Origin of the sequence: Spirosoma sp. (assembly GCF_048594605.1) — a bacterium.
Classification (GTDB): Bacteria; Bacteroidota; Bacteroidia; order Cytophagales; family Spirosomataceae; genus Spirosoma.
In genome coordinates, this window is sequence record NZ_JBMDWV010000175.1 from 1 (window position 1) to 23,271 (window position 23,271).

The following is a 23,271-nucleotide window of genomic DNA, read 5'->3' on the forward strand; positions in this document are numbered from 1 at the left end:
TCATAAAGCGCGAGTAAATCGTTGGGGGCCAGCTTGGGTACACAGTCGACAAATGTTTTGGAATCTGTAAATACGTGGCTCAACTGTACATCACGAAACAATGTACCAAACAGTTGGTCGGGCGATTTTGGGAATGGTGAATTTGCCAAAGGAATACGTAAGATGATCTATAGTGTGTAACCAGAAAACGAGGGTTTTGTCCAATAGTCAGACGGATTAACGTAGCAAAAATGCGAAATGTGCGTCTAACCGTTTCTAGCCAACACGTTTTTCTTTCGACAGGATTTGCAGGATGATTTCATGAGAAGAAAAACCCGTCAATCTTGTAAACCCTGTCGAAAGAAAACCGTATATTTTTGTCCTAAACTCCATAATCACCGCACCCAATGGCCCACTGGCGCATTAAACTTTCGCTACTGCTTAATTATTTCGTTTTTGCTATTCTGCTCAACAGTGTCGGCACGGTGATTTTACAGGTCCAGAATAATTATAGCGTTTCTGAATCCGCAGCCAGTATTCTTGAAGCATTCAAGGATTTGAGTATCGCGATTGTCTCGTTCATTGTAGCCTCGTATATAACGCGTATCGGGTACAAACGATCGATGCTGGGGGCGCTGGGGCTGGTCGCCGTTGCTTGTCTGTTAATGCCGCAGGTTCCGGCTTTCTGGACAACCAAATTGCTGTTTGCGGCAACGGGAGCGGGGTTTGCGCTGATCAAAGTGTCCGTATTTGCCACCATCGGCCTGGTAACAAATGACTCGAACGAACACGCCAGTTTTATGAATTTTCTGGAATCGTTTTTTATGATTGGTGTTCTTTCAGGCTATTTTCTGTTCAGCGCGTTTGTGGATGATATCAACCTGAAGTCGACCAGTTGGCTCACGGTTTACTACGTATTGGCTGGCATTGCGCTGGCCGCTTTTCTGCTCCTGCTCAGTACGTCCATCGATGAGTCGAGCGTTCAGCATGAAGCCACCAAAGGTATTATGGACGATCTGAGCGATATGCTACGTCTGGCTATTACGCCCGTGGTGCTGGTTTTTGTCATAACAGCGTTTGTGTACGTATTAATGGAGCAGGGAATTATGAGCTGGCTCCCGACTTTTAACAGCAAAATCCTGAAATTACCCACCTCGCTTAGTATTCAGATGGCCAGCATTCTGGCCGCTTCTACAGCGGCTGGTCGGTTTCTGGCGGGCGTTCTGCTAAGTCGCATTTCGTGGTACTGGCTCCTGATGATTTGCCTGGTTGTCTCGGCGGGACTGGTGCTGCTGGCCTTACCACTAGCGGCCTCAGTCGATGGTAGTAACGTAACAGGCTGGGGAAATGCTCCCGTAGCGGCTTTTGTCTTTCCGCTGATTGGTTTGTTCATTGCGCCAATTTATCCGGCCATCAACTCGGCCATACTGAGCAGTTTGCCGCTACGTCAGCACGGGCCGATGGCGGGTTTGATTGTTATTTTTTCGGCGCTCGGCGGCACCACAGGTTCCATCATTACGGGTCGCGTTTTTGAAATCTACGGTGGACAAACCGCATTCTATTTCTCGCTCGTGCCTATTGGTTTACTCCTGATTCTGATTACTCTCTTTAGCCGTATGCAGAGGAAAACAGGGCAGCAAGTCAAGCAGGTATCTGGTATGGCCGGGCATTAACGGAACGTAGCGATTCGTTCAGCTTTCTCAGGAGAACACCAAAGCAATAGGCTGATACAACAAATAGGTCAGCACTATTCTCAGCCAAATTTTATGACTAAGAACATGTAATGTGAAAATGATTAGAATTTGACTGAACAGCAAAAGATAGTTTATCTTGAAATTATACTAAAGAGGAAGTAACTTTTCGTAACTACCATCAAGGTTAAAAACTACAATTAGGCTGCCTCTATACATTCGAGAAGCTTCTCTTTGCATTGTAGGCCTAGTATAAACGCGGTCACCAATGATTTGCTGTAGACATTGATTTAACCCGGTTCTATCACCTGCTGTTGGTTTGGCCCTGCCATTTGAATAAGCGTCGGAAATTAGGATAATATCTCCGTTAAATGAGGCAAACCGACTAGGCGGATTATCCTTGTAACTATCATCGATACTAGGCAAGAGTAGCCAGCATTGTTTGCCTTCTGCGTTTTGATGTTCTCGCAACAGGATGATTCCCTTATTGTTAAACCAGTATTTTTCCTTGCAGCTACGAATGAAGTCGAGTAAAATTTGTCGCTTATTTTCGTCCGTGTCTAGTTTGACCTGCTTAGCTTGGTCACAGGGAGGTGGATAGCCTGGCTGGGCATTTGTTCGATAAACACCTATTCCAAGGTTTAGCAGACAATACCAAGTTATAAGGAATTTCATATTAAAACCTGTTGTATCACTGCCGTTATATTAACTTAACTGAGATCTACGGCACTAATTAATCTCTAGTGTCGTAGAGAAACCACTTATTTCTTCGTTGGGCCGGAAGCGCTCCTGTTCCAATGTAGTGATACTTCATTTTATAATCCTCACCAGGCATTCTGATCAGGTGCTTTTCATTGACAACGGGTGCTTTCACGGCAATAGTCGAATAAGCACTAGCTCCTGTTTGCTTATCTCTAACAAAGACAATGTATTCCGCATCTTGAGCCGGAGCCAGCAAAACCTCCGACGCATTATTTGGCGGAACAACACCAGGTGAGTTGAGGCCCCAAGCGTAACTGTACTGACCCGATCCACCGCTGACAGTAGCTTGAATCAGTTGTTTACCCGTAGTGGCGTCACCGGTAATCTGGGTAGTGACCTTAACTTGAGCAAACAAGGTTGTAGAGCAGGCTACGGCCACAAGTATAAGGAGCGTATGCATTGAGTGCTTCATTGGATGACGAGTTTAAGAAAGTAAAGCTGGAAAAGGTAAATTCTTCTGTTGTATAATCAGTACTATCGCTAAATCTGGCTTTCGTACCCCAGGTCGGCAATCTTGCAGCCATTTCGGGTAATAATTAGCAACCCGAAATTGTCAGATGAACAGGAGCTGGATTCTTTGCCTGCCCGATCCATGCGCACACACGTTAGGCTCGTAATCTCCCCTGCGCTGTTACGCTCGAGTACCTTGATCTCCGCTTTGACTCCATATTGCTGTAAAGCCTGCTGCTCGGTTTGTTTGATCTGAACATTCGTAGCTGCTCTTGTTACTTTAATAATAGGATCGTCAGGATTACTCAGATTCGTTGTGAACCATGTCAGTAGAAGAAAGATCGCCTGTCTCATAGCTTGAACCTGGTTTTAAACTGGTTTATAATGGGTTATATGCCAACTAACAGCTAAAAATACAATCAAATATATTTAATTTAATATATAATTAAATTCTGTGAAAAGGCTGCAAATCAAAATTTTCACAGACGGCTATTTGTTCCATCAGAAAATTGCCGAACGCTACGTAACAGATAAAGAAGCCCTTCGCGCCCGTTACTACAACCTACGCTAAAAAATCTTATATTTGATTTTTGCAACTAAGGTTTGTTATGAAAACGACAACACTGGAAGGATTTTACAGAGAAATTGCTACGTTAATTCCTGAAGATCTCAACAAAGAGATCGGTCATTTTAACGTATTTAATATAGAGGAAGTACAGGCCAGAGTCAATAAAAACCCTCGCCTGATGCCGTACAACCGACGGGCTTATTACAAAATCAGCCTGATCCGCGGACGTAGCAAAGCCGAGTATGCCGACAAAGTGATCGATATCGAGAAGAGTGCACTGCTGTTTGCTACCCCTAAAATACCGTATCACTGGATTCCACAGGAGGAAGGTCTGGCTGGTTATTTCTGCATTTTTACCGCCGATTTTCTGATCCAGCATAAAAGTGGCGTCGTTCTGGACGAGCTACCGGTTTTTAAACCAGGCGGTTATCCGGTTTTTCAGCTTTCCGACGAGAACACCGAAGACCTGCTGTACATCTTCCGGAAAATGTCTAAAGAGATCGGATCAGACTACGTTTACAAGTACGATCTGCTACGTAACTACGTTCTCGAACTGATTCATTACGGGCAGAAACTACAACCTGCTACGTCCCTTTATCCGACGCATACGGCATCCGCGCGGGTTTCTTCCCTGTTTATTGAACTGCTGGAACGGCAATTCCCGATTGAATCTCCGCACCAGAAACTCACGCTACGTACCGCCAAAGATTTTGCGGACAGGCTCTCGGTACACGTCAATCACCTGAATAAAGTCCTTAAGGAGAATACCGGTAAGACTACGACGGAATTGATTGGCAGCCGGATTGTTCAGGAGGCCAAAATCCTTCTGAAACAAACGGACTGGACTATATCCGAAATCGCGTATTCGCTGGGTTTTGAAGAGGTCGCTCACTTTTCCAATTTTTTCAAGAAGCAAACGACAGTGGCTCCCGTAATTTTTCGCGCCTGACACCAGTAATTTGAATTTTGCAAATTTCGGATTGATACTTGCAAACAGATGACCCGACTGCTGCTCTATCTTTGCCTTATCATAAACAACCAGAAAATGATGAGCAGTAACAAAATCGCGTTAGTGACCGGCGGCAGCCGCGGATTGGGTAAAAACATGGCGCTTAGCCTTGCCCAAAAAGGCATCGACGTCATTCTGACTTATAACAGCAAAAAGGACGAAGCAGAGGCCGTCGTTGCTGAAATTGAGAAAGCAGGCCAAAAAGCGGCTACGCTTCAGCTTAACACGGCCGATGTGAAAAGCTTCGACCAATTTTTCGATCAATTAAAAACTGTTCTGCACGAAACCTTTTCGACCGATCGTTTCGATTTTTTAATCAACAATGCCGGAACCGCCCTTTACGCACCTTTTGCCGAAACCACTGAAGAGCAGCTTGACGCCATCGTCAACATTCATTACAAAGGGGTCTTTTTTCTCACACAAAAAGCTTTGCCGCTCCTGAACGATGGCGGACGTATCATTAACATCTCTTCCGGACTGGCGCGCATTACGTATGCTGGCTCTTCGACCTATGGCTCGATGAAAGGAGCGATAGAAGTGCTGTCGCGCTATATGGCGCTGGAACTGGGGCCGCGACGTATTGCCGTCAACGTAGTAGCGCCGGGAGCGATAGAAACTGATTTTGGCGGAGGGCGCGTGCGCGACAATAAAGAAATGAACGACCGCATTGCGAGTATCACGGCTCTAGGGCGCGTTGGCCTGCCCGATGATATTGGCGGTGTCGTAGCCTTTTTGTGCACCGATGAAGCCCGCTGGATCAACGCCCAACGTATTGAAGTTTCCGGTGGGCAGGCGTTGTAAGGCAGAGGGCAGAGGGGTACGGGCAGAGGGTAAAAAGAATTCTAACTCCTTACTCTGCCCTTGCCCTCTGCCCTACAACCTATTCAAACTCATCATTCCTGCCAGAAATTGAAGGCAGCCGTCTTTGATCCGGGTAAACTCATGGGCGAGCAACGTAGCATGACGCTCAATCGTGGCTGATAAACCAAACCGGGAATCAGCACAGGCCAAATTCTTCTCAGCGACTAAACAATCGGCTCGTTCACAAACCAGATCACGATGCAGCCGGTCGAGTTTGATTTGCAGCTTATTGAGATCCCGGTAATAATCAACGGCGTCGTGACGCAGACTCCGGGAATTGTAATGATTCATAACGTCGAGTAAAAGTGCACGAAGCTGACGTATTTCTTCTTCCTGCTGACAAATAATTTGTTGCCAACGCTGATGATCCTGCTGACAGCCCTCCGTTGATGTGAACGGACGGGATGAATCGGTAGATGCTGTACGGTTCATGTAAATGGACGATTAACGGGTTTTCAGCGATGATTGCTCCATCTGATTGCCTAACTCCTGAAACAGTTCAGAGCTATCGACGGGACCGGAATAACGCCATAACTCCTGCCCGCTCTGGAGCAGTACGAAAGCCGGCAATAACGTAATACCAAAGCTACGGACCACCTCCGGGTGGGTTGTTTCGCTGACGCGCATAATCTGCAAACCTGGGTTTAGAAGAGATCGGGCTCTTTCCAGAAGCTGTTCTATTTCGCTGCGTTGTCCTGACGTAGCAGGCGTAAAGACCAACAAAACAGGCACTTGCGGAGCCAACGTCATCAACGAAGAGTAAGGGGCCATGACAATAATCCGGTTAATGAGTCAAAATTGGCCTAATTATAATCGCCAGTTTGTGACGTAGATCAATCCGAAAACTGATTTGCATCAACCGCATTCGGCGCGTAGACCTTTACTTTGCGAAAAGATTGACTACGATGTTCGACGATTCGTTTGAGGCCGTTTTTACGCACGCCACCATTGGCATTATTGTTTCCGATGAACAGGGACGTATTGTTTCCTCGAATCGACATGCACGCGCGTTGTTTGGCTACCGTGAGGATGAGATGGACGCCATATCCATCGACGCGCTGGTGCCCGATTCGGTGGTGGGTCGTCATGCCCAATTACGTGCGTCGTTCAATGCAAATCCATCGGTGCGAGCCATGGGCCACGGCCGCGACTTATACGCCAAACGGCAGGACGGTTCGGTGTTCCCGGCCGAAATCAGTCTGAGTTATTTCTATAGGGATAATGCTCTGCTGGCCGTAGCGTATATTATCGACATTACGGCAAAGAAAGACGTTGAGCAGACTTTACTTGAACAGAAAAGCCGCATCGAGCAACTCAACGCTGAACTGGAGCAGAAAGTCATTGACCGCACCCATGCGCTTATGGCTACGTTGCACCAGCTCGAACAATCGAAAGATGAACTGGCCAAAGCTCTGGCTGCTGAGCGCGAACTGGGCGAACTAAAATCCCGCTTTGTGTCGATGGCGTCGCACGAATTCAGGACGCCGTTGAGTGCCATCCTTTCCTCGGCCTCGCTCATCGAAAAATACCCCGCTGGCGATCAGCAGGATAAGCGGCTCCGGCACATTCACCGCATCAAATCATCGGTCAATCATCTGAACAATATTCTGGAAGAATTCCTGTCTGTCGGACGGCTGGAAGAAGGGCGCGTAGCGGCTACCTGGTCGTGGGTGAACGTACCGGAACTGATTGAGGAGGTCATTACGGATTTGCAGGATATGCTGAAAGCTGGGCAATCGATTAAAACGCAGATCGATTGTCTGGAACCTGTGCTCAGCGACCCATCGCTTCTACGGAAAATTCTGGTCAATCTGCTGTCCAATGCCATTAAATATTCGGGCGAAAACCAGACCGTCAACGTAACGGCTCAACGTCAGGAATCGGATTTTCAATTGACCATCCGCGATGAGGGAATCGGTATCTCGACCGACGATCAAAAGCATTTGTTCGAACGTTTTTTCCGGGCTAAAAATGCCATTAACCTTGCAGGGACGGGCCTCGGCCTGCATATTGTTGCCAAATACCTCGAACTGCTGGGCGGCACCATTGAACTGACCAGCCAGCTCGGCAAAGGCACTACCGTAACGCTTACATTCCCCCATGAAAACAATTCTGCTCATTGAAGACAACGCTGATATTCGGGAGAATACGGCAGAGATTCTGGAACTGGCCGGCTACAACGTAGCAACTGCCGAAAATGGTAAAATCGGTGTAGAACTGGCGCTGGCGGATCGTCCTGACCTGATTATCTGCGACATCATGATGCCGGTTCTGGATGGTTACGGCGTGTTGCACATCGTCAATAAAAACCCCGAACTCAATGGCATACCGTTCATTTTTTTAACGGCTAAATCCGAACGGGTTGATTTCCGGAAAGGCATGGAACTCGGTGCCGACGATTACCTGACCAAACCGTTTGACGATACCGAACTGCTCAGCGCCGTAGAGGGCCGACTTAACCGTTTCAGTAAGCTACGGGCTGAAGACTATAATTTAAAACAGGAAGGGCTGACGCAATTTCTGAACGACGCCCGCTCGGTAGGTGGCCTGCATAGTTTATCGGTCGACCGCAAGGCGCACTACGTTCCCAGGAAACAGTTTATTTATACCGAGGGCGACGAGCCCACACGACTGTATTTCCTGAAAAGCGGACGTATCAAAACCACACGTACCAACAACGACGGCAAGGAACTGGTGACGGGTCTGTACGGTCCGGGCGAGTTTTTTGGCGATCTGGCGCTGCTCGAAGAAACTAACTACACCGACTCAGCCCTGACACTCGAAGACTCTGAGCTGGTGTACATTCCGAAGGAAGATTTCCGCCAGTTGCTTACTTCCCAACCCGAAATAGGTCGTCAGTTTGTCCGATTGTTAGCAGGGCGCGTTAGTGACCGGGAAGATCAATTGCTCGGCATGGCCTACAATTCATTACGTCGGCGCGTAGCGGATGCGCTGTTACGTCTTCAGGAGCCATTACCAACTGGCGAACCCGCCCCGCCTATTCAACTCTCCCGCGATGATTTAGCCGCCGTGATCGGAACCGCCACCGAATCGCTGATACGTACCCTAAGCGAATTCAAACACGACGGGCTGATCGAAATCACCGGAGCAGGTATACGCGTATTGAAACCTGATAAGCTGCGCCGGGCCAATTGGTGAGCCAGTTAGTAACCTGAGTTATACTCAGCTTTAAGCTCAGATAACTTACCAGTTGGGCCAGTCATCATCAGATCAGACTAATGTTACATCCAGGTGGCGACCCCGCTGCCCCGTTTTAGCTCTCCCGCGATGATCTGGCCGCCGTCATCGGAACCGCCACCGAATCGCTGATTCGTACCCTGAGTGAATTCAAACACGACGGGCTGGTTAAAATCAACTTGTGAGTTAAGGTAAGTCAGTCTTTAGCTCACGAGGGCCGCGTACTTTTGGCGAGTCACCTGCCAGGATAACGCATGAAAAAATCTCTTTTGTTCACTGACGGTTCTGTCGACACGGCTCTGTCGCTGAATCGTTGGCTCGAACAACAAACCGAAGCTATCGATCTGACCATTGTTTATGCTTTTTCGCTTCCACAGGCGTCTGGCCAGCCGCTGAAAGCCGCTACGTACCACCAGGCGAAGCAGGAGGCCAGTGAGCGTCTGACGTATTGGCTGAATTTTATTCCGACATCCGGGCCAAATCATTTCAAAACCGAAATTTTACCGGGTGATCCCAAGCTGGTATTATCCATTTATCTGCTACTACGTCGGTACGATTACCTGATAATCGATACGGGGCAGACTGAGGTTCTATCCGCTTTTATGGCCTGCCGGAGCCAGGTTAGTACGCAGGTACGTTGCCTCAGTGCGTCCGAACCGTTTCTTACACCTGAGCTAGTTCGCGAATTCGAACACACGTTATCCTGTATTCCAGCAACTAGTTGGCTGGCAGCTTAAGTGCTCAGGACCGCTGGCTTATCGACAACATCAAGATTTTATTTATCTGCTATATCAATTATGCGTAAAGGAACCATCTGTCTACTAGCTTTTCTTCTCAGCGCGGCCATAACTGGGGTATTTGCCCAAAAAGTCCCCGTTGCCGACAGTAGCAAAGCCGGTAAGGCTACCGATCAGCCTCTGAAAATCGATCTGCTACCCTCTGTTCAGCAGATGATTGCGAAGATGAAAAAACTGAAACTTACCGGCGACCCAGATATCGATTACGTCGCCCAGGCTCGGTTGCATATGCAGGGGACGCAGGAGTTATTGAAGGGAATTATTGACGCACAATCTGACTCCGCCTTAACCCAGGCCGCTAAAACCATGCTCTCGACCGCTGAGACCGATCTAGCAACCATCGACAAGTTGCAGAACGAACTCAAACCAGTGAAACCGAATACCGCCTTTGTCAAACAGCAGAAACAAGTCATTGCGGCTATTAGCGAAAAAATAAAGCAATCCGCTTCGTCCTACAAACTGACCCAAAATCCCTGGGCAAACATGGCGATTCTGCTGAGCGACCAACGGCAGGATGCCATCAATCTGGCTACAAGTTACTTACAGTTCGGCAAAAATACCGAGTTGCGAAACTTTGCTCAGCAGTCCGTCGAAAAAGCGAAACTGGACCTCGACATTATCAAGAATATAGGTAAACGCTGAAAGGCCGCTGAATAAGCAACAGAGCTAACGTAGCATCAGCTTTTCAACGATTTGCCCAGGGTAATCATGAGGTGTTTTCATGGTGCCGATATGTATCGGCACCATGAAGTTCTGACCCGTCTCACTTAAATTTACTGGCATCCAAACGGAAAAAGCGAACGGCATTATTGAATAAAATGTCTCGTTTCTGCTCGAAAGACAGATAGTCGGCATTTTCAATCACGCTAATTGACGCTTCAAATAGCTTTGGCCAGATCATAAAATCAGTGCCGTACAGAATCCGTTTACCGAAGCCCGCCTGCACCAGGCGTTTAAGATAAGCATGGATTTCCTCCTGTGGATAGCTCCAGATGAAGCCCGCCAGATCGACATAGACGTAGGCGTTTGCCCCCATTAGCGCAATCATCTCCTCAATCATAGGATAGCCTGCGTGCATAACCCATATTTTCAACTTGGGGTGACGAGCCAACAGGTCTTCGAGCAAAAACGGTCTTCCCAACGACGCCCGATACTTAGCCGACGTAATATTGGCCATACCATTGCCGCCCGTTCCCATATGTATACCTACAGGAATATTTAATTTTTCGGCAGCTGCAAAATAACCGTCCAGCGACATGTCACTTGGCGAAAGTCCCTGGTATTGAGGAGCGACTTCGCCCATAACCTTATAGAAGCCCGATGAAAGCGAATCGGTGAATGCCTGAACGGTCATGTCTTTAGGCGAACTAACACCAATGCCCGGAATCACGCGATCGGGAGCTGCTTTTTTCCACCGACGTAGTATCTGGGGATCGCCGTAGGCTATAATTGTCATGTTGAGCCGCTCCATCGTCGCCAGCACCGCAGCTTCCATTTCCTGATCAGATTTTGCGGGTTGCAACGGATCAACACAACTCGCATTTAGAAAGGCGCGCATCTGCTGATTCGGGTCGCCACCAGGCATATCTTTCAGAAACCAGGGACACATTTCGATGGCAAAACCAGGATTCACCTTCATGGCATGAACATGCACATCAATAATAGGAAGTGGCCGTCTGGGCGGTTCAGTTTGAGCCAGTGAAATACCGACTACAAACAGGCAGGCTACTGTCAGGATAAATGCTCTCATATAAGAATAAGGGTCAGGCCAGGCTTTTGAAGAGTTGCTACGTAACAAATCCGGCTTTATGTCAAAACTACACAAAGTATCATTACGTAGTTTTAACATAAAGGATTTTCCTCAAAAAATATTCATTAAAAGAAGGGACCGCCCTTACGCACAGACTTACTTCTGACGCGCGGCCCAGGCATCCATCTTGCGTTCCAGTACGTCCAATGGCATACAGCCGTCTTTCAGAAACTCATCGTGGAAAGCAGCCAGATTGAATTTATTTCCTAGTTGCTGTTCGTATTTCGACCGTAGCTCACGAATCTTCAGCGCACCGATTTTGTACGATAGAGCCTGCCCCGGAATGGCCATGTAGCGCTCAATCTCGGCCGTAGCCCCCTCTTCGGCAATGGGTTCGTTGTCCATCATATACTTGATGGCCTGCTCACGGGTCATGTGTTTGGTATGAAGGCCCGTATCGACTACCAGGCGAATAGCGCGGTGTATTTCGTCGCCCAGGGCACCCATGTATTGATAAGGGTCAGTATATAAGCCCAGTTCTTTCCCGAGCGATTCACAGTAAAGCGCCCAGCCTTCGCCGTAGGCACCGTACCAGGCAAACCGCCGGAATTTAGGTAGACTGGTATTTTCCTGTTGCAGCGAAACCTGATAATGATGCCCTGGAATGGCTTCGTGCAGAAACAGCGACTCCATACCCGACGTTACGTTAAATTTCGTCGCATCCGGAATTGGGACGTAGAAAATACCTGGTCTGCTCCCATCCGCCGATGCCGGATTGTATTCAGCACTAGCCGAAGCTTCCCGGAATTTCTCGGTCTGCCGCACTTCAAATTTCGACTTGGGCGTTGTAGTAAAATACTTTTTCAGATTCGGTTCAATCTTGGTCAGGATAATGTTAAAAGCATTCAATACGTCCTTTGGGGTTTTGTATGGATAAAATTTCTTATCGGTTTTGAGATGCGTAAAAAATTCGCTCAGGCTTCCCTGAAAACCAACCTGCGCTTTCACGTTTTCCATCTCGGCCCGAATTCGGGCGACTTCCTTTAAACCAATCTGATGGATTTGTTCCGGCGTATCGTTGGTTGTCGTCCAGGTTTTAATCAGATACTGGTATAATTCAGGACCTTGCGGAATAGCATCAATTCCCGACGTAGTACGCGCCTTTGGCAGATATTCTTCTTTCAGAAACGTGCCAAGTTTCTGATACGTTGGTACAATTTGTTCCGTAATGGCTTTTTGGTAAGCAGTTGTCAGACGTTCTTTTTCTGACGCGCTAAAAGATTGTGGTAGCTTCTTAATAGGACCGTAAAACAGACTTTTCGTTGGATCGCTCACGACCAGATCCGTCATCTGCGGAATCATCTTGACAACCAGACTTTTTGGCAAAATGCGTCCGCTGGCTACCCCTTGCCGGAACGTAGCAATGGCCGTATCGCCCCAGGCTACAAAAGCCGAAACACGTTTTAACCAATCGTCATAATCTTTCACGGTTTTAAAGGGCTGCGCACCTTCGCCACTTCCTAACTGGCCAAACAGCAACGTATTGCCCACAAACTGATTGAACGGCATCTGCTCCTGATGAAACGGATACTGCTCCAATTGAAGCTCCATTTCGCGTTTCAGAATATCGGAGGAAATTTTGTCTTCGTCCGACAGTTTCTCCCGGTCAAAACCTTTCAGTTTGTCTAATGTACTGGTATAAAACGTTTTAGTTTCCATCAAAAATGCCTGCGAAACATCGTTAGGAAACAGATCATTATAGCGCGTATCACCTTGTTGTGTGGCTTCGAACGGAAAAAGCTTCAACCGTTGTTCATAATAATCGTCCAATACGGCCGCGAAATCGGCATTGGATGTGGTCGTTGTTTGTTCCTTGTTATTGGATTGGCAGCCAATCATCGTAGCCATGAGGAGGGATATAATAATGCTTTTTTTCATAGTGGTGGTAAGGATTCAGTAAAACGGCAAAATACATTTAATCAGGCTGTTGGGCTTCTACAGCCAGCAGATACACACGCATCGACTCCCCTACTGTTGCAATCCAGCTGTCATAATCTGCAATGGCCTGTAACCGCTGCTCTTCCGTGATATAATCGGCTTTCACCAGTTGCGGTCCCCGCAGTTCAGCTACTTCAGCCCATAACCGGCTGTCTACAGTAAAGTTGGCATCACCTCTCCTGGCCGTTTCATGCTGCGGTTCTATTGCTACGTCCTGAAAGCCAATCTCCAGCATCAATTCGTTTACGTGGTCTGCAATGGCGTTATCAAAACCAGCGTCCTGTCGCCATTTCAAAAAAGCGTCGTAAAACAGCCGCATCGCTTTGGGTGGTTCTGGAATCCAGGTCAGCTTTTCATGATTAAAGTCGAGTATGGTCAGGTACCCACCCGGCTTCACCAGCCGTTTCATGTTGATGAGCGCTTCTTTGGGTTGAGCCAGCCATTGCAAGGTCCGGGCGCAGGTCACTACGTCGAACCGATCGGGGGTGTCAAACGTATAAACATCACCCTGTTCAAAAGCAAGTCCGGGCTGACCAGCCGAGTTCTGTCGGGCCTGTTCAATCAGTTTCTCGTTCGGGTCTACGCCCAGTACGTAACCTGTCGGACCAACTTTATCGGCAATACTACGAGTGATCGCTCCCGAACCACACCCCATATCGAGCACACGAATACCCGGTTTCAGATATTTCAACAGGTTTCGATTCGCATTTTCGACCGTCCGTCGCTCCAGAACCGGATTAGGGGCGGCAGGCATTTTCGCCCGCTCATTCGCCACTTCATTAGCCATGTGTGTAGTCTTTTTCAGGTAACCACAGAAATGCAACGAACCCAAAGATTTTAAAAAGTTCTATTTTTCCAAATAGTGAATTACTCGCTGGTCAGTCACAAATATACACGCACAAACATCTGACAGCTGTGCAGTGCTCAATATATGAGGATTTTATCCAAAACCTCCTAAGTACCCTGTCGCTGAATATTTAACGTATTGTCAGGAGTATTTACGCCATGAACCAGGCTTTATTCGGTGAGTTCGCCGGTACAGCCTGTAACGAACTCGTCTCTCAACCCGTAAATCCGGATGTTGCTGTCCGACCCCTAAACTTGCATGCATACGTTCAATATTAACCGGCGCCGTTTTCTTCAGAGCTCTTCAGCCGCTCTGGCCCTCTCGACATTTGGCGAACGAGGTTTAGACCTGATTAACCCACCCCAGAATCTCCGCGTAGGATTGATCGGTACGGGATGGTATGGGAAAAGCGATTTGTTTCGATTGATTCAGGTGGCTCCCGTTGAAGTGGTAGCCCTCTGTGATGTTGACAAAAATATGCTCAATGATGCCGCCAAACTGGTTAGTCAGCGTCAGAAATCGGGTAAGGTGCCCAAATTATATGGTGATTACCGCCAGATGCTGGCCGATAACAAGCTGGATATTGTGCTGATTGGAACCCCCGACCATTGGCATGCGCTCCAGATGATCGATGCCGTAAAAGCGGGCGCTCACGTGTATGTCCAGAAACCTATCAGCGTCGACGTAATGGAAGGCGAAGCGATGGTTGCTGCGGCTCGTAAGTACAACAAGGTAGTTCAGGTAGGCACGCAGCGAAAAAGTACGCCCCACCTGATTACGGCGAAAAACGAGATTGTGGACGCGGGCTTACTCGGCAAAGTCTCGCACGTTGAGATGTGCTGCTATCTGCACATGCGCAACAATGGCAACCCGCCCGTACAGGCCGTACCCGATTTTCTGGATTATAACATGTGGACAGGTCCTGCACCGCTACGTCCTTACGATGGGTTGCCGCATGTGCGCTGGTGGCGTACCTTCATGGAATATGGCAATGGCATTACGGGCGACATGTGCATTCACATGTTCGATACGGTACGCTGGATGCTGAAACTTGGCTGGCCAAAACGTATCAGTTCGGAAGGAGGTATTTACGTTCAGAAAGATGGCAAATCCAATATTTCCGATACGCAATCGGCGGTTTTTGAGTATGACGGCCTAAACTGCGTGTGGCAGCATCGCACGTGGGGTACGCCCAACAATCCGGATTATCCGTGGTCGTTTACCCTGTACGGCGACAAAGGCACCTTGTGGGCCAGTACCATGCAGGCTGATTTTATACCCGACGATAAAAATGGCAAGAAGATCCACCTGGATGTAGTCTACGAAAAAGAGAAATATCCTGAAGATCTTACCGAACCAACCAATCCGAAAATTGAGTTAAATGCAGCTCCGGCGACTCGTCTGCACATGCTTAACTTCCTCGATGCGATCGATAAAGGCAGCCGCCCTGTCGCTGATATTGAAGAAGGTCATATTTCTACCGCGAGCTGTATTCTGGCTAATCTGTCGATGAAAGTAGGTCGGCCGGTTGTGTACGATCCGAAAAAACGAGAAGTCGTAGGTGATCGGGAGATAACGAAGCTTCTGGCGCGCGACTACCGTGATCCGTGGAAGCATCCCGACCCAAATAAAGTATAGCCTGAGCGTATTAGTCAACCCGGTTCGACCCCGCCTGGTCAGATGTTTATAGCTGAAATTATTTCTATAAACATCTGATCAGGCGGGGTCGAACCCTATTTGTTCACCTTAGTTATGCCCTTCCTGCTCGTTTTATTAGTCACCGTGCTTGCCGAAACCAACGTAGCGTGGACGAAACGTAGTACTACGGATGAAAGACCGCGATTTCCAACCAATACGTTTGTCAATAATCGTAGGTTTTCATCCGCGCTACGTTCCACTACGACTCCAGTCGATACAGCCTGGAAACTTGTCTGGGCCGACGAGTTCGATGTAGACGGAGCCCCTGATTCTAGGAACTGGAAATTCGAGCATGGGTTGGTACGTAACCACGAATTACAGTGGTATCAGCCGGATAATGCTCGCTGCGAAAAAGGGATGCTCATCATTGAAGGCCGTCGCGAAGAGCTTGTCAATCCAAATTATCAGGCAAATAGCTCCGACTGGAAAGCCAGCCGGCCAGCCGTTGACTATACTTCGTCCAGCCTGAATACGAACGGTTTACACTGCTGGCAGTACGGTCGTTTTGAAATGCGGGGACGTATCGATATCCGCTCTGGGCTATGGCCTGCTTTCTGGACGCTGGGTGTTTCGGGCGAGTGGCCTTCCAACGGTGAAATTGACATTATGGAATATTATCGAAGCATGCTTCTGGCCAACGTAGCCTGGGCCACAAAAAAACGGTACACGGCGAAATGGCGTAGTACCAAAAAGCCGATTGCTACGTTCAACGACCCGGACTGGGCAACGAAATTTCACGTCTGGCGTATGGACTGGGATGAAACGGCCATCCGGTTATACGTTGACAATCAGCTTCTGAACGAAGTTCTTCTGAAAGAAACCATCAACCAGGATGGTGCCGGCCGTAATCCGTTTCATCAACCCCATTATCTGCTGCTCAATCTGGCCATCGGGGGCGATAACGGCGGTGATCCATCGACCACTACGTTCCCGAGCCGGTTTGAAGTGGACTACGTACGGGTTTACCAGAAGCCCTGACACTACCTGCTCAGGGCTTTATCAGAATTTTGCCCCAGCGTCCAGGCCGATCCGCGTGTTCAACGGCTTCAGCAATTTGATCGAGTGAGTAGGTGGCCTCAACAGGCAACTGAATATGACCAGAGCTTAGTAAACTAATGACCTGCTGCGCCACTTCCTGCCGGGTATGGCTGTCAACGCGACGCATCCAGTCCGTCAGCCAGAAACCTTTCACGGTTAGCTCCCGGAATATCATAAGGCCGGCATTGAAACTTGGCTCCTGCAAGCTCAGAACCCCATAAACAAACATAATCCCACCCCGACCAAGACATTTGAGCGATTCAGTAGCGGTATGTCCACCAACGGCATCGAGTACGCAGGAAACACCGGCTCCGTCAGTGATTTGTTTGACGCGGGCTGGTAAATTATCGGTTTCCGTATTGATCACTTCAGTCAGACCAAGCGACTTTAATTCATCATTAAGGTCATCCCGCCGAACCGTACCGATGGTTTTTATCCCACGAATTCGACACAGTTGAATAACCAGCTTACCAAAAGCTGATCCGGCGGCTGTGAGCATTAGCCAACCGCCTTCTTTTACACCCGAGTCCTGAACCATCGCATAGGCCGTAAACGGATTCACAAACAGTTGAGCCGCTATGTCGTCTGGTATAGTATCAGGCACAGGAATCAGGCTCCGCTGGTGAGCAATCGCATATTCCGACCACGTACCAATACTGGTAAAACTTACCCGCATGCCTGTTCGCATCTGAACGCCTTCGCCCAGTGCATCCACAATACCCACCCCTTCGAAACCCGCACCGGATGGTAATTGAGGCCGAATGCCGTACAGATTCTGCACGAACATCAGGTCTGAGGGATTAACTGGACTGGCAATGACTTTAATACGCACCTCGTTTGGCCCCGGCTCAGGCAAGCCTATAGTTGTGGCTTTGAGAATTTCAGCAGGATTACCAACTTCGTTGAAAACAATACTTTTCATTTGTCAATGAGTGAATTTTAGGATAAATATTTGGAAGAACCGCAAAAATATAATTTAATTTGCACAAATTATTCCTAAACCATGAATTAGTGGTTAGTGGATAGAAGCTGGTCGATAGGTAAAAAAGTTGATAAAACTACTTGTTGAGGCTAGACTATCGACTAACCACTATTGTTTTTTCATGCAGACCTCTCCGTTTCTTGGTGAATTAATTGGCACGATGGTGCTCATTCTGTTGGGTAATGGTGTTGTTGCAAATGTTGTACTGAAACAAACTAAGGGAGAATCATCGGGCTGGATCGTCATTACGGCGGGTTGGGCATTTGCTGTAACCATGGGCGTTTTTGTTTCCAAAGCCTTTGGCAGTATCGACGCGCATCTGAATCCCGCCGTTACAATTGCTTTCGCTATTGCCACAAACGATTACAGCCACATAGTACCATATATCACGGCCCAGATGATCGGCGCTTTTCTGGGCGCTACGTTAGTGTGGTTACACTACCTCCCCCACTGGGCAGCCACCCCCGACCCAGGTGCCAAGTTAGCCTGCTTCTCTACAGGTCCGGCCATACGTAGCACAGGCGCCAATTTTCTGAGTGAAGCGCTGGCAACGTTGGTACTCATTTTGGGGCTGGCAGGTATCTCTTCGAAAAATCTGGGTGAACTAGCCATCGGCGTCGGTCCCTATCTGGTGGGTATTCTGGTTTGGAGCATCGGCCTTTCGCTGGGTGGTACTACGGGTTACGCCATGAGCCCCGCCCGCGATTTCAGTCCACGTTTAGCGCATGCACTTTTACCGATTCCCGGCAAAGGATCATCCGACTGGAGTTACGCCTGGATTCCAATCGTCGGCCCGTTAGTGGGTGCGGCTGTAGGCGGATTACTGATTCGATTATTTGCTTTATAATTCCAATTCTGTCAACATATTTTATGCCTCAGTACGTAGCGGCCATTGATCAGGGTACCACCAGCACCCGTTGTATCGTCTTTGATCGTCAGGGACAGATTGTTTCGCTGGCTCAGAAAGAGCATAAGCAGATTTATCCGCAACCAGGCTGGGTTGAACATGATCCGGACGAGATCTGGCGGAATACGCTGGAAGTCATTGCACTGGCACGTATTAAAGCGAAGTTATTTTCGCAAAACATCGTTGCCATCGGTATCACGAATCAGCGCGAAACCACCGTCGTCTGGAATCGGCGTACTGGAAAACCGTATTACAATGCCATCGTCTGGCAGGACATGCGAACAGCTGATTTAGTCGCCCAATATTCGAGTGAAGGCGGGCAGGATCGGTTTCGTCAGCAGACAGGTCTTCCGCTGGCTACGTATTTCAGCGGTTTGAAACTAAAATGGCTGCTGGACAACGTAGCAGGACTGCGCGACGATGCCGAACGGGGCGACGCGATCTTTGGCAATATGGATACGTTTGTCGTCTGGAACCTGACAGGTGGCCCCGACGGAGGCCTTCACCTGACCGACGTAACAAACGCCAGCCGAACCCAGCTCATGAATCTTCAGACATTAGACTGGGATGATCAGCTATTGACCGAGTTCACCGTACCACGCGCCATGCTCCCTCAAATCCGCCCAAGTAGCGAGGTATACGGTACGGTTACGTCCGAAGCCCTGCCGGGCGTTCCGGTAGCCGGCATTCTGGGGGATCAGCAGGCGGCCCTGGTTGGGCAAACGTGTTATGAACCGGGACAAGCCAAGAACACGTATGGTACGGGCTGCTTTCTGCTCATGAATACCGGTACCGAATTACGAGCTTCTACCTGCGGGTTGCTGACGACGGTGGCGTATCAATTTCAGAATGAACCCGTTCATTACGCCCTTGAAGGCAGCGTAGCGATTACGGGTGCTTTGGTGCAATGGCTGCGCGACAATCTGGGTATTATTAAAAAAAGTACCGAAATTGAAACCCTTGCCCGTTCCGTTGACGATAACGGTGGCGCGTATTTCGTGCCCGCTTTTTCGGGTCTTTACGCCCCTCATTGGAAAGCCGATGCGCGTGGCGTTATTGCAGGACTCACTCGCTTTGTGAATAAAGGCCACCTGGCGCGGGCGGTTCTGGAAGCAACGGCGTATCAGACTGCCGACGTAATGCGTGCTATGGAGCAGGACGCGGGCGTTTCGCTCAGTTCGCTACGTGTCGATGGGGGTATGGTTGTCAATTCACTGCTGATGCAATTCCAGGCGGATATTCTGGAAAGACCCGTCGTTTGTCCTCGTATGACGGAAACCACTGCACTCGGCGCTGCTTATGCCGCGGGCTTGGCAGTTGGGTATTGGCAGAATCTGGATGATTTACGTCAGAACTGGGGCATTGCCAAAACTTACGAGCCCAACATGGACGATACGCAACGGCAAAAACTCATACGCGGCTGGCAAAAAGCAATTGAACGATCATTCGGCTGGGAAGAATAGACTGAAACGCCTAATGCCAACTTCCACCCAGGGTAGAAAATTCACAACTTCTGGCCCTGGATGTAGGCATCCACCATTTCCTCGAGAACGGGAAGTGGTACGGCACCATTTGCCAGCACAACCTGATGAAACCGTTTTAAATCGAAGCGCGGGCCGAGTGCCTGTTTAGCTTTTTCACGTAATTCCAGGATCTTCAACATTCCGATCTTATACGAGCAGGCTTGCCCCGGCCAGACCAGATAGCGTTCCACTTCGGTAGTTACCTCACTTTCGGACCGGCCAGTGTTGGTAACCATATAGTAAATGGCCGCTTCCCGCGTCCAGCGTCGGTGATGAATACCCGTATCTACCACCAGCCTGACCGCCCGGAACAGCTCGGCCTGTAAACGGCCCAGATTGCCAAACGGATCGTTTTGATAAAAGCCCAGCTCGTACGCTAACTGCTCGGTATACAACGCCCATCCTTCGGCGTAAGCTGTAAACGGGATGACCGTGCGGAAGATAGGCAACCCTTTCAGTTCGGTCTGAATGCCTAGCTGAAAGTGGTGGCCTGGAATGCCTTCATGGTAAGCGAGTGTCTTCATGCCAAACATTGGATGTTCAGCCGTATTTCGCAGATTCGTCACAAAAACACCGCCTTTCGATCCATCCAGGGCAGGTATATTGTATCTGCCCATGGGAGCCGTGGCCTGCTGAAAGGCCGGTACCGGCTCTACTGTGATGCCCGCTTTCGGGCGAATGGCAAAAGCAACATTCACTTTCTGACTAGCCTCCTCAATAATCCGTTTATACTTTTCAAGGATCATCGCTTTACCAGCAGGGGTTTCTGGATATAGAAAGCGACTTTCTTTACTTAAATCCTGCAGGACCTTACCAATCGATTGAGTTGTATCGGTATATCCCTGGCTTTTCAAAATGGTCCACATCTCCTGTTTGATTCGGCTAACCTCCCGTAAACCAAGCTGTTCTATTTGTTCGGGGCTTAGATTCGTTGTGGTATGCAGCCGGAGTTGATAGCGGTAAAAGGCATCGCCATTGGGAAGTTTCCAGACGCCATCCCCGGAGGAGGGTCGGGCGTACAAAGCCTGGTTGTAAGCAATAAGTTTTTGATAGGCTCCCAAAACGGATGTTTGAATAGTCTCGGCGACCTGCTTGGAATAGGAGGATTTTCCGTCAGTCGATAGATCGTTGATTTTGGCTATTTTTTTGGTAAAGTCTATATACAGGACGTTGCGGCTCAATCCTCCCCTGCTAAACGTTTTCATTTCGTCCAGTATCCGCTGAATGATGATTTTTGGTGGGATGATACCTTTGCGCTCTCTGATTTTGAGTCCCTCCAGCACCTGATCAAATTTGGTAGATATGCCCCTTAATCGGCCAATGTATGCCTCAACGTCGTCCTTTGTCCGGAGTTGATGCTTGTTCAGCAGCAAGTCAGGGACACCGCTCTGAACACCATCCATCTGATTGAGTGGGTAATTATGATAAAAAAACGGTTCACTGTCCACGACTCCTTTCATGTACCAGCTCAATATGCTCGTATTGAGCTGGTTTTCTGCCGACTGGCTGGAGCGATCGTAACTCTGTAAGGTGGCATAATCGTCCTTAATTTTGGCAAAATTGCGCCATTGCTGGGCATCTGACACGTCATCCCACTGGTCTTTGGTCCAATTATATAAAACGGGAATTCCCAGCTGTGTGATGGTCTCCGGGCTACGTAGCATATTCAGCACAAACACCCGGTCGTAGAAGTGGCGGATATTGAAAGGACGGAACCAGATCAGGTTAACGATCCAGCCTGCACCCAGTAGAAGCAGAAGCAGGAATATGCGGAATACCCAGAATTTCCAGGTTCTTTTCTTAAATGGCATGGTATAGGATCAGAAGCTGCCTAAAATATACACCAATTCAGGCGTAGGTTCACTTTCAGTTTATCAAACGGCATGAAAAACCAACAACCAGGTTTGGTCTATGCACTCTAGGCTGAGCGTATAAATGATGACTTTTACAAGTCTGCTCGTTATGACTTCGACTGACACTATTTCTCCTCAAAGATGATTGGATACGTATCGTTTCGACAGAATCGCTACGTTCCATATGGGTTATAATTCCTGCGCTTTCGGCTTCATTTCTTCAGCCAGCATCAAGCGGGTTTGTGGCAGGCTTTGTGGATACTCATCACGGATAAAAGCAATGAGACTTTCGCGTATATGGCAGCGTAAATCAAAGGCAGATGGCGCGTCGGGGGCCGAAGCGAGTATACGCAGTTGAATGCAGGTAGGCAACGTATCGGTTACCTGTACAGCAAAGCTTTCGCCGGTCCAGAGCGGGTCGTTTTCCACAATGTCGCGGGCTTTTTCCCGGATTTTATCGACCGGTACGTTGTAATCAAGGTAGAGAAAAATAGCGCCAATGATTGACGCATCCGACCGGGTCCAGTTTTCAAACGGATTCTCGACGAAGTACGTAATGGGCAAGATCAACCGTCGTCGGTCCCAGAGTCGAACAATTACACTGGTCAGATTAATTTCTTCGATACGTCCCCATTCCTTCTCAACCACGACGGCATCATCCAGACGAATCTGCTGGTTAAACGCAATCTGAATTCCCGCCAGCAAATTGGCCAGCGTTTTTTGAGCGGCAAAACCAATGACAACCGAAACAACCCCCGCCGACGTGAGTACGCTCAAGCCTACTTTTCGACTTCCCTGAAAGGATATAAGCAATAGCGAAGCGCCAAGAACGATAACCATAATACCGATTAACCGCCGAAAAAAGCGTACCTGCGTAACAAATTTCCGTTGCGCCAGATTTTCATCTTTCGTCGTGTCGTACTGATGAATTAGCCGCAGCTCACCAACTTTTAGTAGTTGAACAATCAGCCAGGTACAGGAAATCAGAAACAGAATCTCCGCCGTTTTGTCGGCTACGGGATGCCGTCGTAGAAATCGGGCTGACTGTAGGCTGGTTGCCAGCAGAAATAACATGGACGGCACAAACGCCCAGAACGCCCACCGAACGTGCGTCTGAAGCAAGGTTATGGTCTGAAATGGCCGACGACGTACGATAAACCGAATAATCTGTGTTACCACAAAATCAATCGCCAGACCTAATATAAGCGCAGTTATTAGCAGTATCCAGCCCGATAGGTCGCGATTAGGAATGTAGCCAAACCATCGAACAATAGCCCGTATCCAGGTATCTAATTGTTGTTGCATCTTCTGAACAGTATTTGTATAAATCGATGCGGCTGCCAGCCTTCGTTATTAGGCT

23 protein-coding genes are annotated in these 23,271 nt (G+C 48.6%); 12 read left to right on the top strand and 11 right to left on the bottom strand.

Going from position 1 to position 23,271, the window contains the following annotated elements; all coding sequences use genetic code 11:
• Positions 1–386: 386 nt before the first annotated feature.
• Complete coding sequence (locus ACOJS8_RS11050) at positions 387–1,652, top strand: MFS transporter (protein WP_420148601.1); 1,266 nt, start codon at positions 387–389, stop codon at positions 1,650–1,652.
• A 168-nt stretch (positions 1,653–1,820) separates the two neighbouring features.
• On the opposite strand, the gene ACOJS8_RS11055 is transcribed toward ACOJS8_RS11050, so the two are convergent.
• The 3 genes from ACOJS8_RS11055 to ACOJS8_RS11065 all read right to left on the bottom strand — a co-directional run bounded on the left by ACOJS8_RS11055 (position 1,821) and on the right by ACOJS8_RS11065 (position 3,236).
• Positions 1,821–2,345, bottom strand: coding sequence for a hypothetical protein (locus ACOJS8_RS11055; RefSeq protein ID WP_420148602.1), 525 nt, complete (start codon positions 2,343–2,345; stop codon positions 1,821–1,823).
• Between the two features lie 58 nt (positions 2,346–2,403).
• Positions 2,404–2,844, bottom strand: a complete 441-nt coding sequence (locus tag ACOJS8_RS11060) for a hypothetical protein (protein ID WP_420148603.1) — start codon at positions 2,842–2,844, stop codon at positions 2,404–2,406.
• A 68-nt stretch (positions 2,845–2,912) separates the two neighbouring features.
• Positions 2,913–3,236 (bottom strand): hypothetical protein, encoded by a 324-nt coding sequence (locus ACOJS8_RS11065; RefSeq protein ID WP_420148604.1) that lies wholly within the window; start codon positions 3,234–3,236, stop codon positions 2,913–2,915.
• Between the two features lie 254 nt (positions 3,237–3,490).
• On the opposite strand from ACOJS8_RS11065, the gene ACOJS8_RS11070 reads away from it, so the two are divergent.
• Entirely contained in the window at positions 3,491–4,399 is a 909-nt protein-coding gene (locus ACOJS8_RS11070) for a helix-turn-helix domain-containing protein (RefSeq protein WP_420148605.1), read from the top strand.
• A gap of 99 nt (positions 4,400–4,498) precedes the next feature.
• On the top strand, positions 4,499–5,260 hold the full coding sequence (locus ACOJS8_RS11075) for an SDR family NAD(P)-dependent oxidoreductase (RefSeq protein WP_420148625.1): 762 nt from the start codon (positions 4,499–4,501) through the stop codon (positions 5,258–5,260).
• Positions 5,261–5,332: 72 nt separating this feature from the next.
• Here ACOJS8_RS11075 and ACOJS8_RS11080 read toward each other — a convergent pair whose 3' ends face one another.
• On the bottom strand, positions 5,333–5,752 hold the full coding sequence (locus ACOJS8_RS11080) for a hypothetical protein (RefSeq protein ID WP_420148606.1): 420 nt from the start codon (positions 5,750–5,752) through the stop codon (positions 5,333–5,335).
• A 12-nt stretch (positions 5,753–5,764) separates the two neighbouring features.
• The gene (locus ACOJS8_RS11085; protein WP_420148607.1) at positions 5,765–6,091 is read right to left on the bottom strand and encodes a thioredoxin domain-containing protein; all 327 of its coding nucleotides are present in this window, start codon (positions 6,089–6,091) and stop codon (positions 5,765–5,767) included.
• A 134-nt stretch (positions 6,092–6,225) separates the two neighbouring features.
• Between ACOJS8_RS11085 and ACOJS8_RS11090 the strand changes: the two genes are divergently transcribed.
• The 5 genes from ACOJS8_RS11090 (at position 6,226) to ACOJS8_RS11110 (ending at position 9,957) form a co-directional block, all read left to right on the top strand.
• On the top strand, positions 6,226–7,443 hold the full coding sequence (locus ACOJS8_RS11090; protein ID WP_420148608.1) for a PAS domain-containing sensor histidine kinase: 1,218 nt from the start codon (positions 6,226–6,228) through the stop codon (positions 7,441–7,443).
• The gene (locus tag ACOJS8_RS11095; protein ID WP_420148609.1) at positions 7,421–8,479 is read left to right on the top strand and encodes a response regulator; all 1,059 of its coding nucleotides are present in this window, start codon (positions 7,421–7,423) and stop codon (positions 8,477–8,479) included. Before ACOJS8_RS11090 ends, ACOJS8_RS11095 begins: the two co-directional genes overlap by 23 nt.
• Positions 8,480–8,625: 146 nt before the next feature.
• Entirely contained in the window at positions 8,626–8,703 is a 78-nt protein-coding gene (locus ACOJS8_RS11100; RefSeq protein WP_420148626.1) for a hypothetical protein, read from the top strand.
• Positions 8,704–8,772: 69 nt separating this feature from the next.
• Positions 8,773–9,255 carry a hypothetical protein gene (locus ACOJS8_RS11105; RefSeq protein ID WP_420148610.1) on the top strand — a complete coding sequence of 161 codons (483 nt, stop codon included), beginning with the start codon at positions 8,773–8,775 and terminating at the stop codon, positions 9,253–9,255.
• A gap of 60 nt (positions 9,256–9,315) precedes the next feature.
• Entirely contained in the window at positions 9,316–9,957 is a 642-nt protein-coding gene (locus ACOJS8_RS11110) for a DUF305 domain-containing protein (RefSeq protein ID WP_420148611.1), read from the top strand.
• A 121-nt stretch (positions 9,958–10,078) separates the two neighbouring features.
• Here ACOJS8_RS11110 and ACOJS8_RS11115 read toward each other — a convergent pair whose 3' ends face one another.
• From ACOJS8_RS11115 to ACOJS8_RS11125, 3 genes are all read right to left on the bottom strand, one after another.
• The gene (locus tag ACOJS8_RS11115) at positions 10,079–11,065 is read right to left on the bottom strand and encodes an amidohydrolase family protein (RefSeq protein ID WP_420148612.1); all 987 of its coding nucleotides are present in this window, start codon (positions 11,063–11,065) and stop codon (positions 10,079–10,081) included.
• A 156-nt stretch (positions 11,066–11,221) separates the two neighbouring features.
• Positions 11,222–13,003: a DUF885 domain-containing protein gene (locus tag ACOJS8_RS11120; RefSeq protein ID WP_420148613.1), complete on the bottom strand. Its 1,782-nt coding sequence runs from the start codon at positions 13,001–13,003 to the stop codon at positions 11,222–11,224.
• A gap of 37 nt (positions 13,004–13,040) precedes the next feature.
• Entirely contained in the window at positions 13,041–13,850 is an 810-nt protein-coding gene (locus ACOJS8_RS11125; protein ID WP_420148614.1) for a methyltransferase domain-containing protein, read from the bottom strand.
• Between the two features lie 318 nt (positions 13,851–14,168).
• Here ACOJS8_RS11125 and ACOJS8_RS11130 point away from each other — a divergent pair, with 318 nt between their 5' ends.
• Positions 14,169–15,548 (top strand): Gfo/Idh/MocA family protein, encoded by a 1,380-nt coding sequence (locus ACOJS8_RS11130; RefSeq protein WP_420148615.1) that lies wholly within the window; start codon positions 14,169–14,171, stop codon positions 15,546–15,548.
• 114 nt (positions 15,549–15,662) lie between these two features.
• Entirely contained in the window at positions 15,663–16,586 is a 924-nt protein-coding gene (locus tag ACOJS8_RS11135) for a glycoside hydrolase family 16 protein (RefSeq protein WP_420148616.1), read from the top strand.
• A 10-nt stretch (positions 16,587–16,596) separates the two neighbouring features.
• Here ACOJS8_RS11135 and ACOJS8_RS11140 read toward each other — a convergent pair whose 3' ends face one another.
• Complete coding sequence (locus tag ACOJS8_RS11140) at positions 16,597–17,568, bottom strand: zinc-dependent alcohol dehydrogenase family protein (RefSeq protein WP_420148617.1); 972 nt, start codon at positions 17,566–17,568, stop codon at positions 16,597–16,599.
• Positions 17,569–17,749: 181 nt separating this feature from the next.
• Between ACOJS8_RS11140 and ACOJS8_RS11145 the strand changes: the two genes are divergently transcribed.
• Both ACOJS8_RS11145 and glpK read left to right on the top strand, forming a co-directional pair.
• The gene (locus ACOJS8_RS11145) at positions 17,750–18,475 is read left to right on the top strand and encodes an MIP/aquaporin family protein (protein ID WP_420148618.1); all 726 of its coding nucleotides are present in this window, start codon (positions 17,750–17,752) and stop codon (positions 18,473–18,475) included.
• Positions 18,476–18,498: 23 nt separating this feature from the next.
• The gene (gene glpK, locus ACOJS8_RS11150) at positions 18,499–19,998 is read left to right on the top strand and encodes a glycerol kinase GlpK (RefSeq protein WP_420148619.1); all 1,500 of its coding nucleotides are present in this window, start codon (positions 18,499–18,501) and stop codon (positions 19,996–19,998) included.
• A 41-nt stretch (positions 19,999–20,039) separates the two neighbouring features.
• On the opposite strand, the gene ACOJS8_RS11155 is transcribed toward glpK, so the two are convergent.
• On the bottom strand, positions 20,040–21,869 hold the full coding sequence (locus ACOJS8_RS11155) for a DUF885 domain-containing protein (RefSeq protein WP_420148620.1): 1,830 nt from the start codon (positions 21,867–21,869) through the stop codon (positions 20,040–20,042).
• A gap of 231 nt (positions 21,870–22,100) precedes the next feature.
• Positions 22,101–23,216: a mechanosensitive ion channel family protein gene (locus ACOJS8_RS11160; protein ID WP_420148621.1), complete on the bottom strand. Its 1,116-nt coding sequence runs from the start codon at positions 23,214–23,216 to the stop codon at positions 22,101–22,103.
• Positions 23,217–23,271: the final 55 nt, after the last annotated feature.

Excerpts from the sequence above, each read along its gene's own strand:
- ACOJS8_RS11120 (WP_420148613.1), bottom strand. The coding sequence starts at position 13,003 with ATGAAAAAAAGCATTATTATATCCCTCCTCATGGCTACGATGATTGGC.
- ACOJS8_RS11050 (WP_420148601.1), top strand. The coding sequence starts at position 387 with ATGGCCCACTGGCGCATTAAACTTTCGCTACTGCTTAATTATTTCGTT.
- ACOJS8_RS11115 (WP_420148612.1), bottom strand. The coding sequence starts at position 11,065 with ATGAGAGCATTTATCCTGACAGTAGCCTGCCTGTTTGTAGTCGGTATT.
- ACOJS8_RS11125 (WP_420148614.1), bottom strand. The coding sequence starts at position 13,850 with ATGGCTAATGAAGTGGCGAATGAGCGGGCGAAAATGCCTGCCGCCCCT.
- ACOJS8_RS11060 (WP_420148603.1), bottom strand. The coding sequence starts at position 2,844 with ATGAAGCACTCAATGCATACGCTCCTTATACTTGTGGCCGTAGCCTGC.
- ACOJS8_RS11135 (WP_420148616.1), top strand. The coding sequence starts at position 15,663 with ATGCCCTTCCTGCTCGTTTTATTAGTCACCGTGCTTGCCGAAACCAAC.
- ACOJS8_RS11160 (WP_420148621.1), bottom strand. The coding sequence starts at position 23,216 with ATGCAACAACAATTAGATACCTGGATACGGGCTATTGTTCGATGGTTT.
- ACOJS8_RS11070 (WP_420148605.1), top strand. The coding sequence starts at position 3,491 with ATGAAAACGACAACACTGGAAGGATTTTACAGAGAAATTGCTACGTTA.
- ACOJS8_RS11095 (WP_420148609.1), top strand. The coding sequence starts at position 7,421 with ATGAAAACAATTCTGCTCATTGAAGACAACGCTGATATTCGGGAGAAT.
- ACOJS8_RS11130 (WP_420148615.1), top strand. The coding sequence starts at position 14,169 with ATGCATACGTTCAATATTAACCGGCGCCGTTTTCTTCAGAGCTCTTCA.
- ACOJS8_RS11105 (WP_420148610.1), top strand. The coding sequence starts at position 8,773 with ATGAAAAAATCTCTTTTGTTCACTGACGGTTCTGTCGACACGGCTCTG.
- ACOJS8_RS11055 (WP_420148602.1), bottom strand. The coding sequence starts at position 2,345 with ATGAAATTCCTTATAACTTGGTATTGTCTGCTAAACCTTGGAATAGGT.
- ACOJS8_RS11145 (WP_420148618.1), top strand. The coding sequence starts at position 17,750 with ATGCAGACCTCTCCGTTTCTTGGTGAATTAATTGGCACGATGGTGCTC.
- ACOJS8_RS11110 (WP_420148611.1), top strand. The coding sequence starts at position 9,316 with ATGCGTAAAGGAACCATCTGTCTACTAGCTTTTCTTCTCAGCGCGGCC.
- ACOJS8_RS11140 (WP_420148617.1), bottom strand. The coding sequence starts at position 17,568 with ATGAAAAGTATTGTTTTCAACGAAGTTGGTAATCCTGCTGAAATTCTC.
- ACOJS8_RS11075 (WP_420148625.1), top strand. The coding sequence starts at position 4,499 with ATGAGCAGTAACAAAATCGCGTTAGTGACCGGCGGCAGCCGCGGATTG.
- ACOJS8_RS11090 (WP_420148608.1), top strand. The coding sequence starts at position 6,226 with ATGTTCGACGATTCGTTTGAGGCCGTTTTTACGCACGCCACCATTGGC.
- ACOJS8_RS11080 (WP_420148606.1), bottom strand. The coding sequence starts at position 5,752 with ATGAACCGTACAGCATCTACCGATTCATCCCGTCCGTTCACATCAACG.
- glpK (WP_420148619.1), top strand. The coding sequence starts at position 18,499 with ATGCCTCAGTACGTAGCGGCCATTGATCAGGGTACCACCAGCACCCGT.
- ACOJS8_RS11085 (WP_420148607.1), bottom strand. The coding sequence starts at position 6,091 with ATGGCCCCTTACTCTTCGTTGATGACGTTGGCTCCGCAAGTGCCTGTT.
- ACOJS8_RS11065 (WP_420148604.1), bottom strand. The coding sequence starts at position 3,236 with ATGAGACAGGCGATCTTTCTTCTACTGACATGGTTCACAACGAATCTG.
- ACOJS8_RS11155 (WP_420148620.1), bottom strand. The coding sequence starts at position 21,869 with ATGCCATTTAAGAAAAGAACCTGGAAATTCTGGGTATTCCGCATATTC.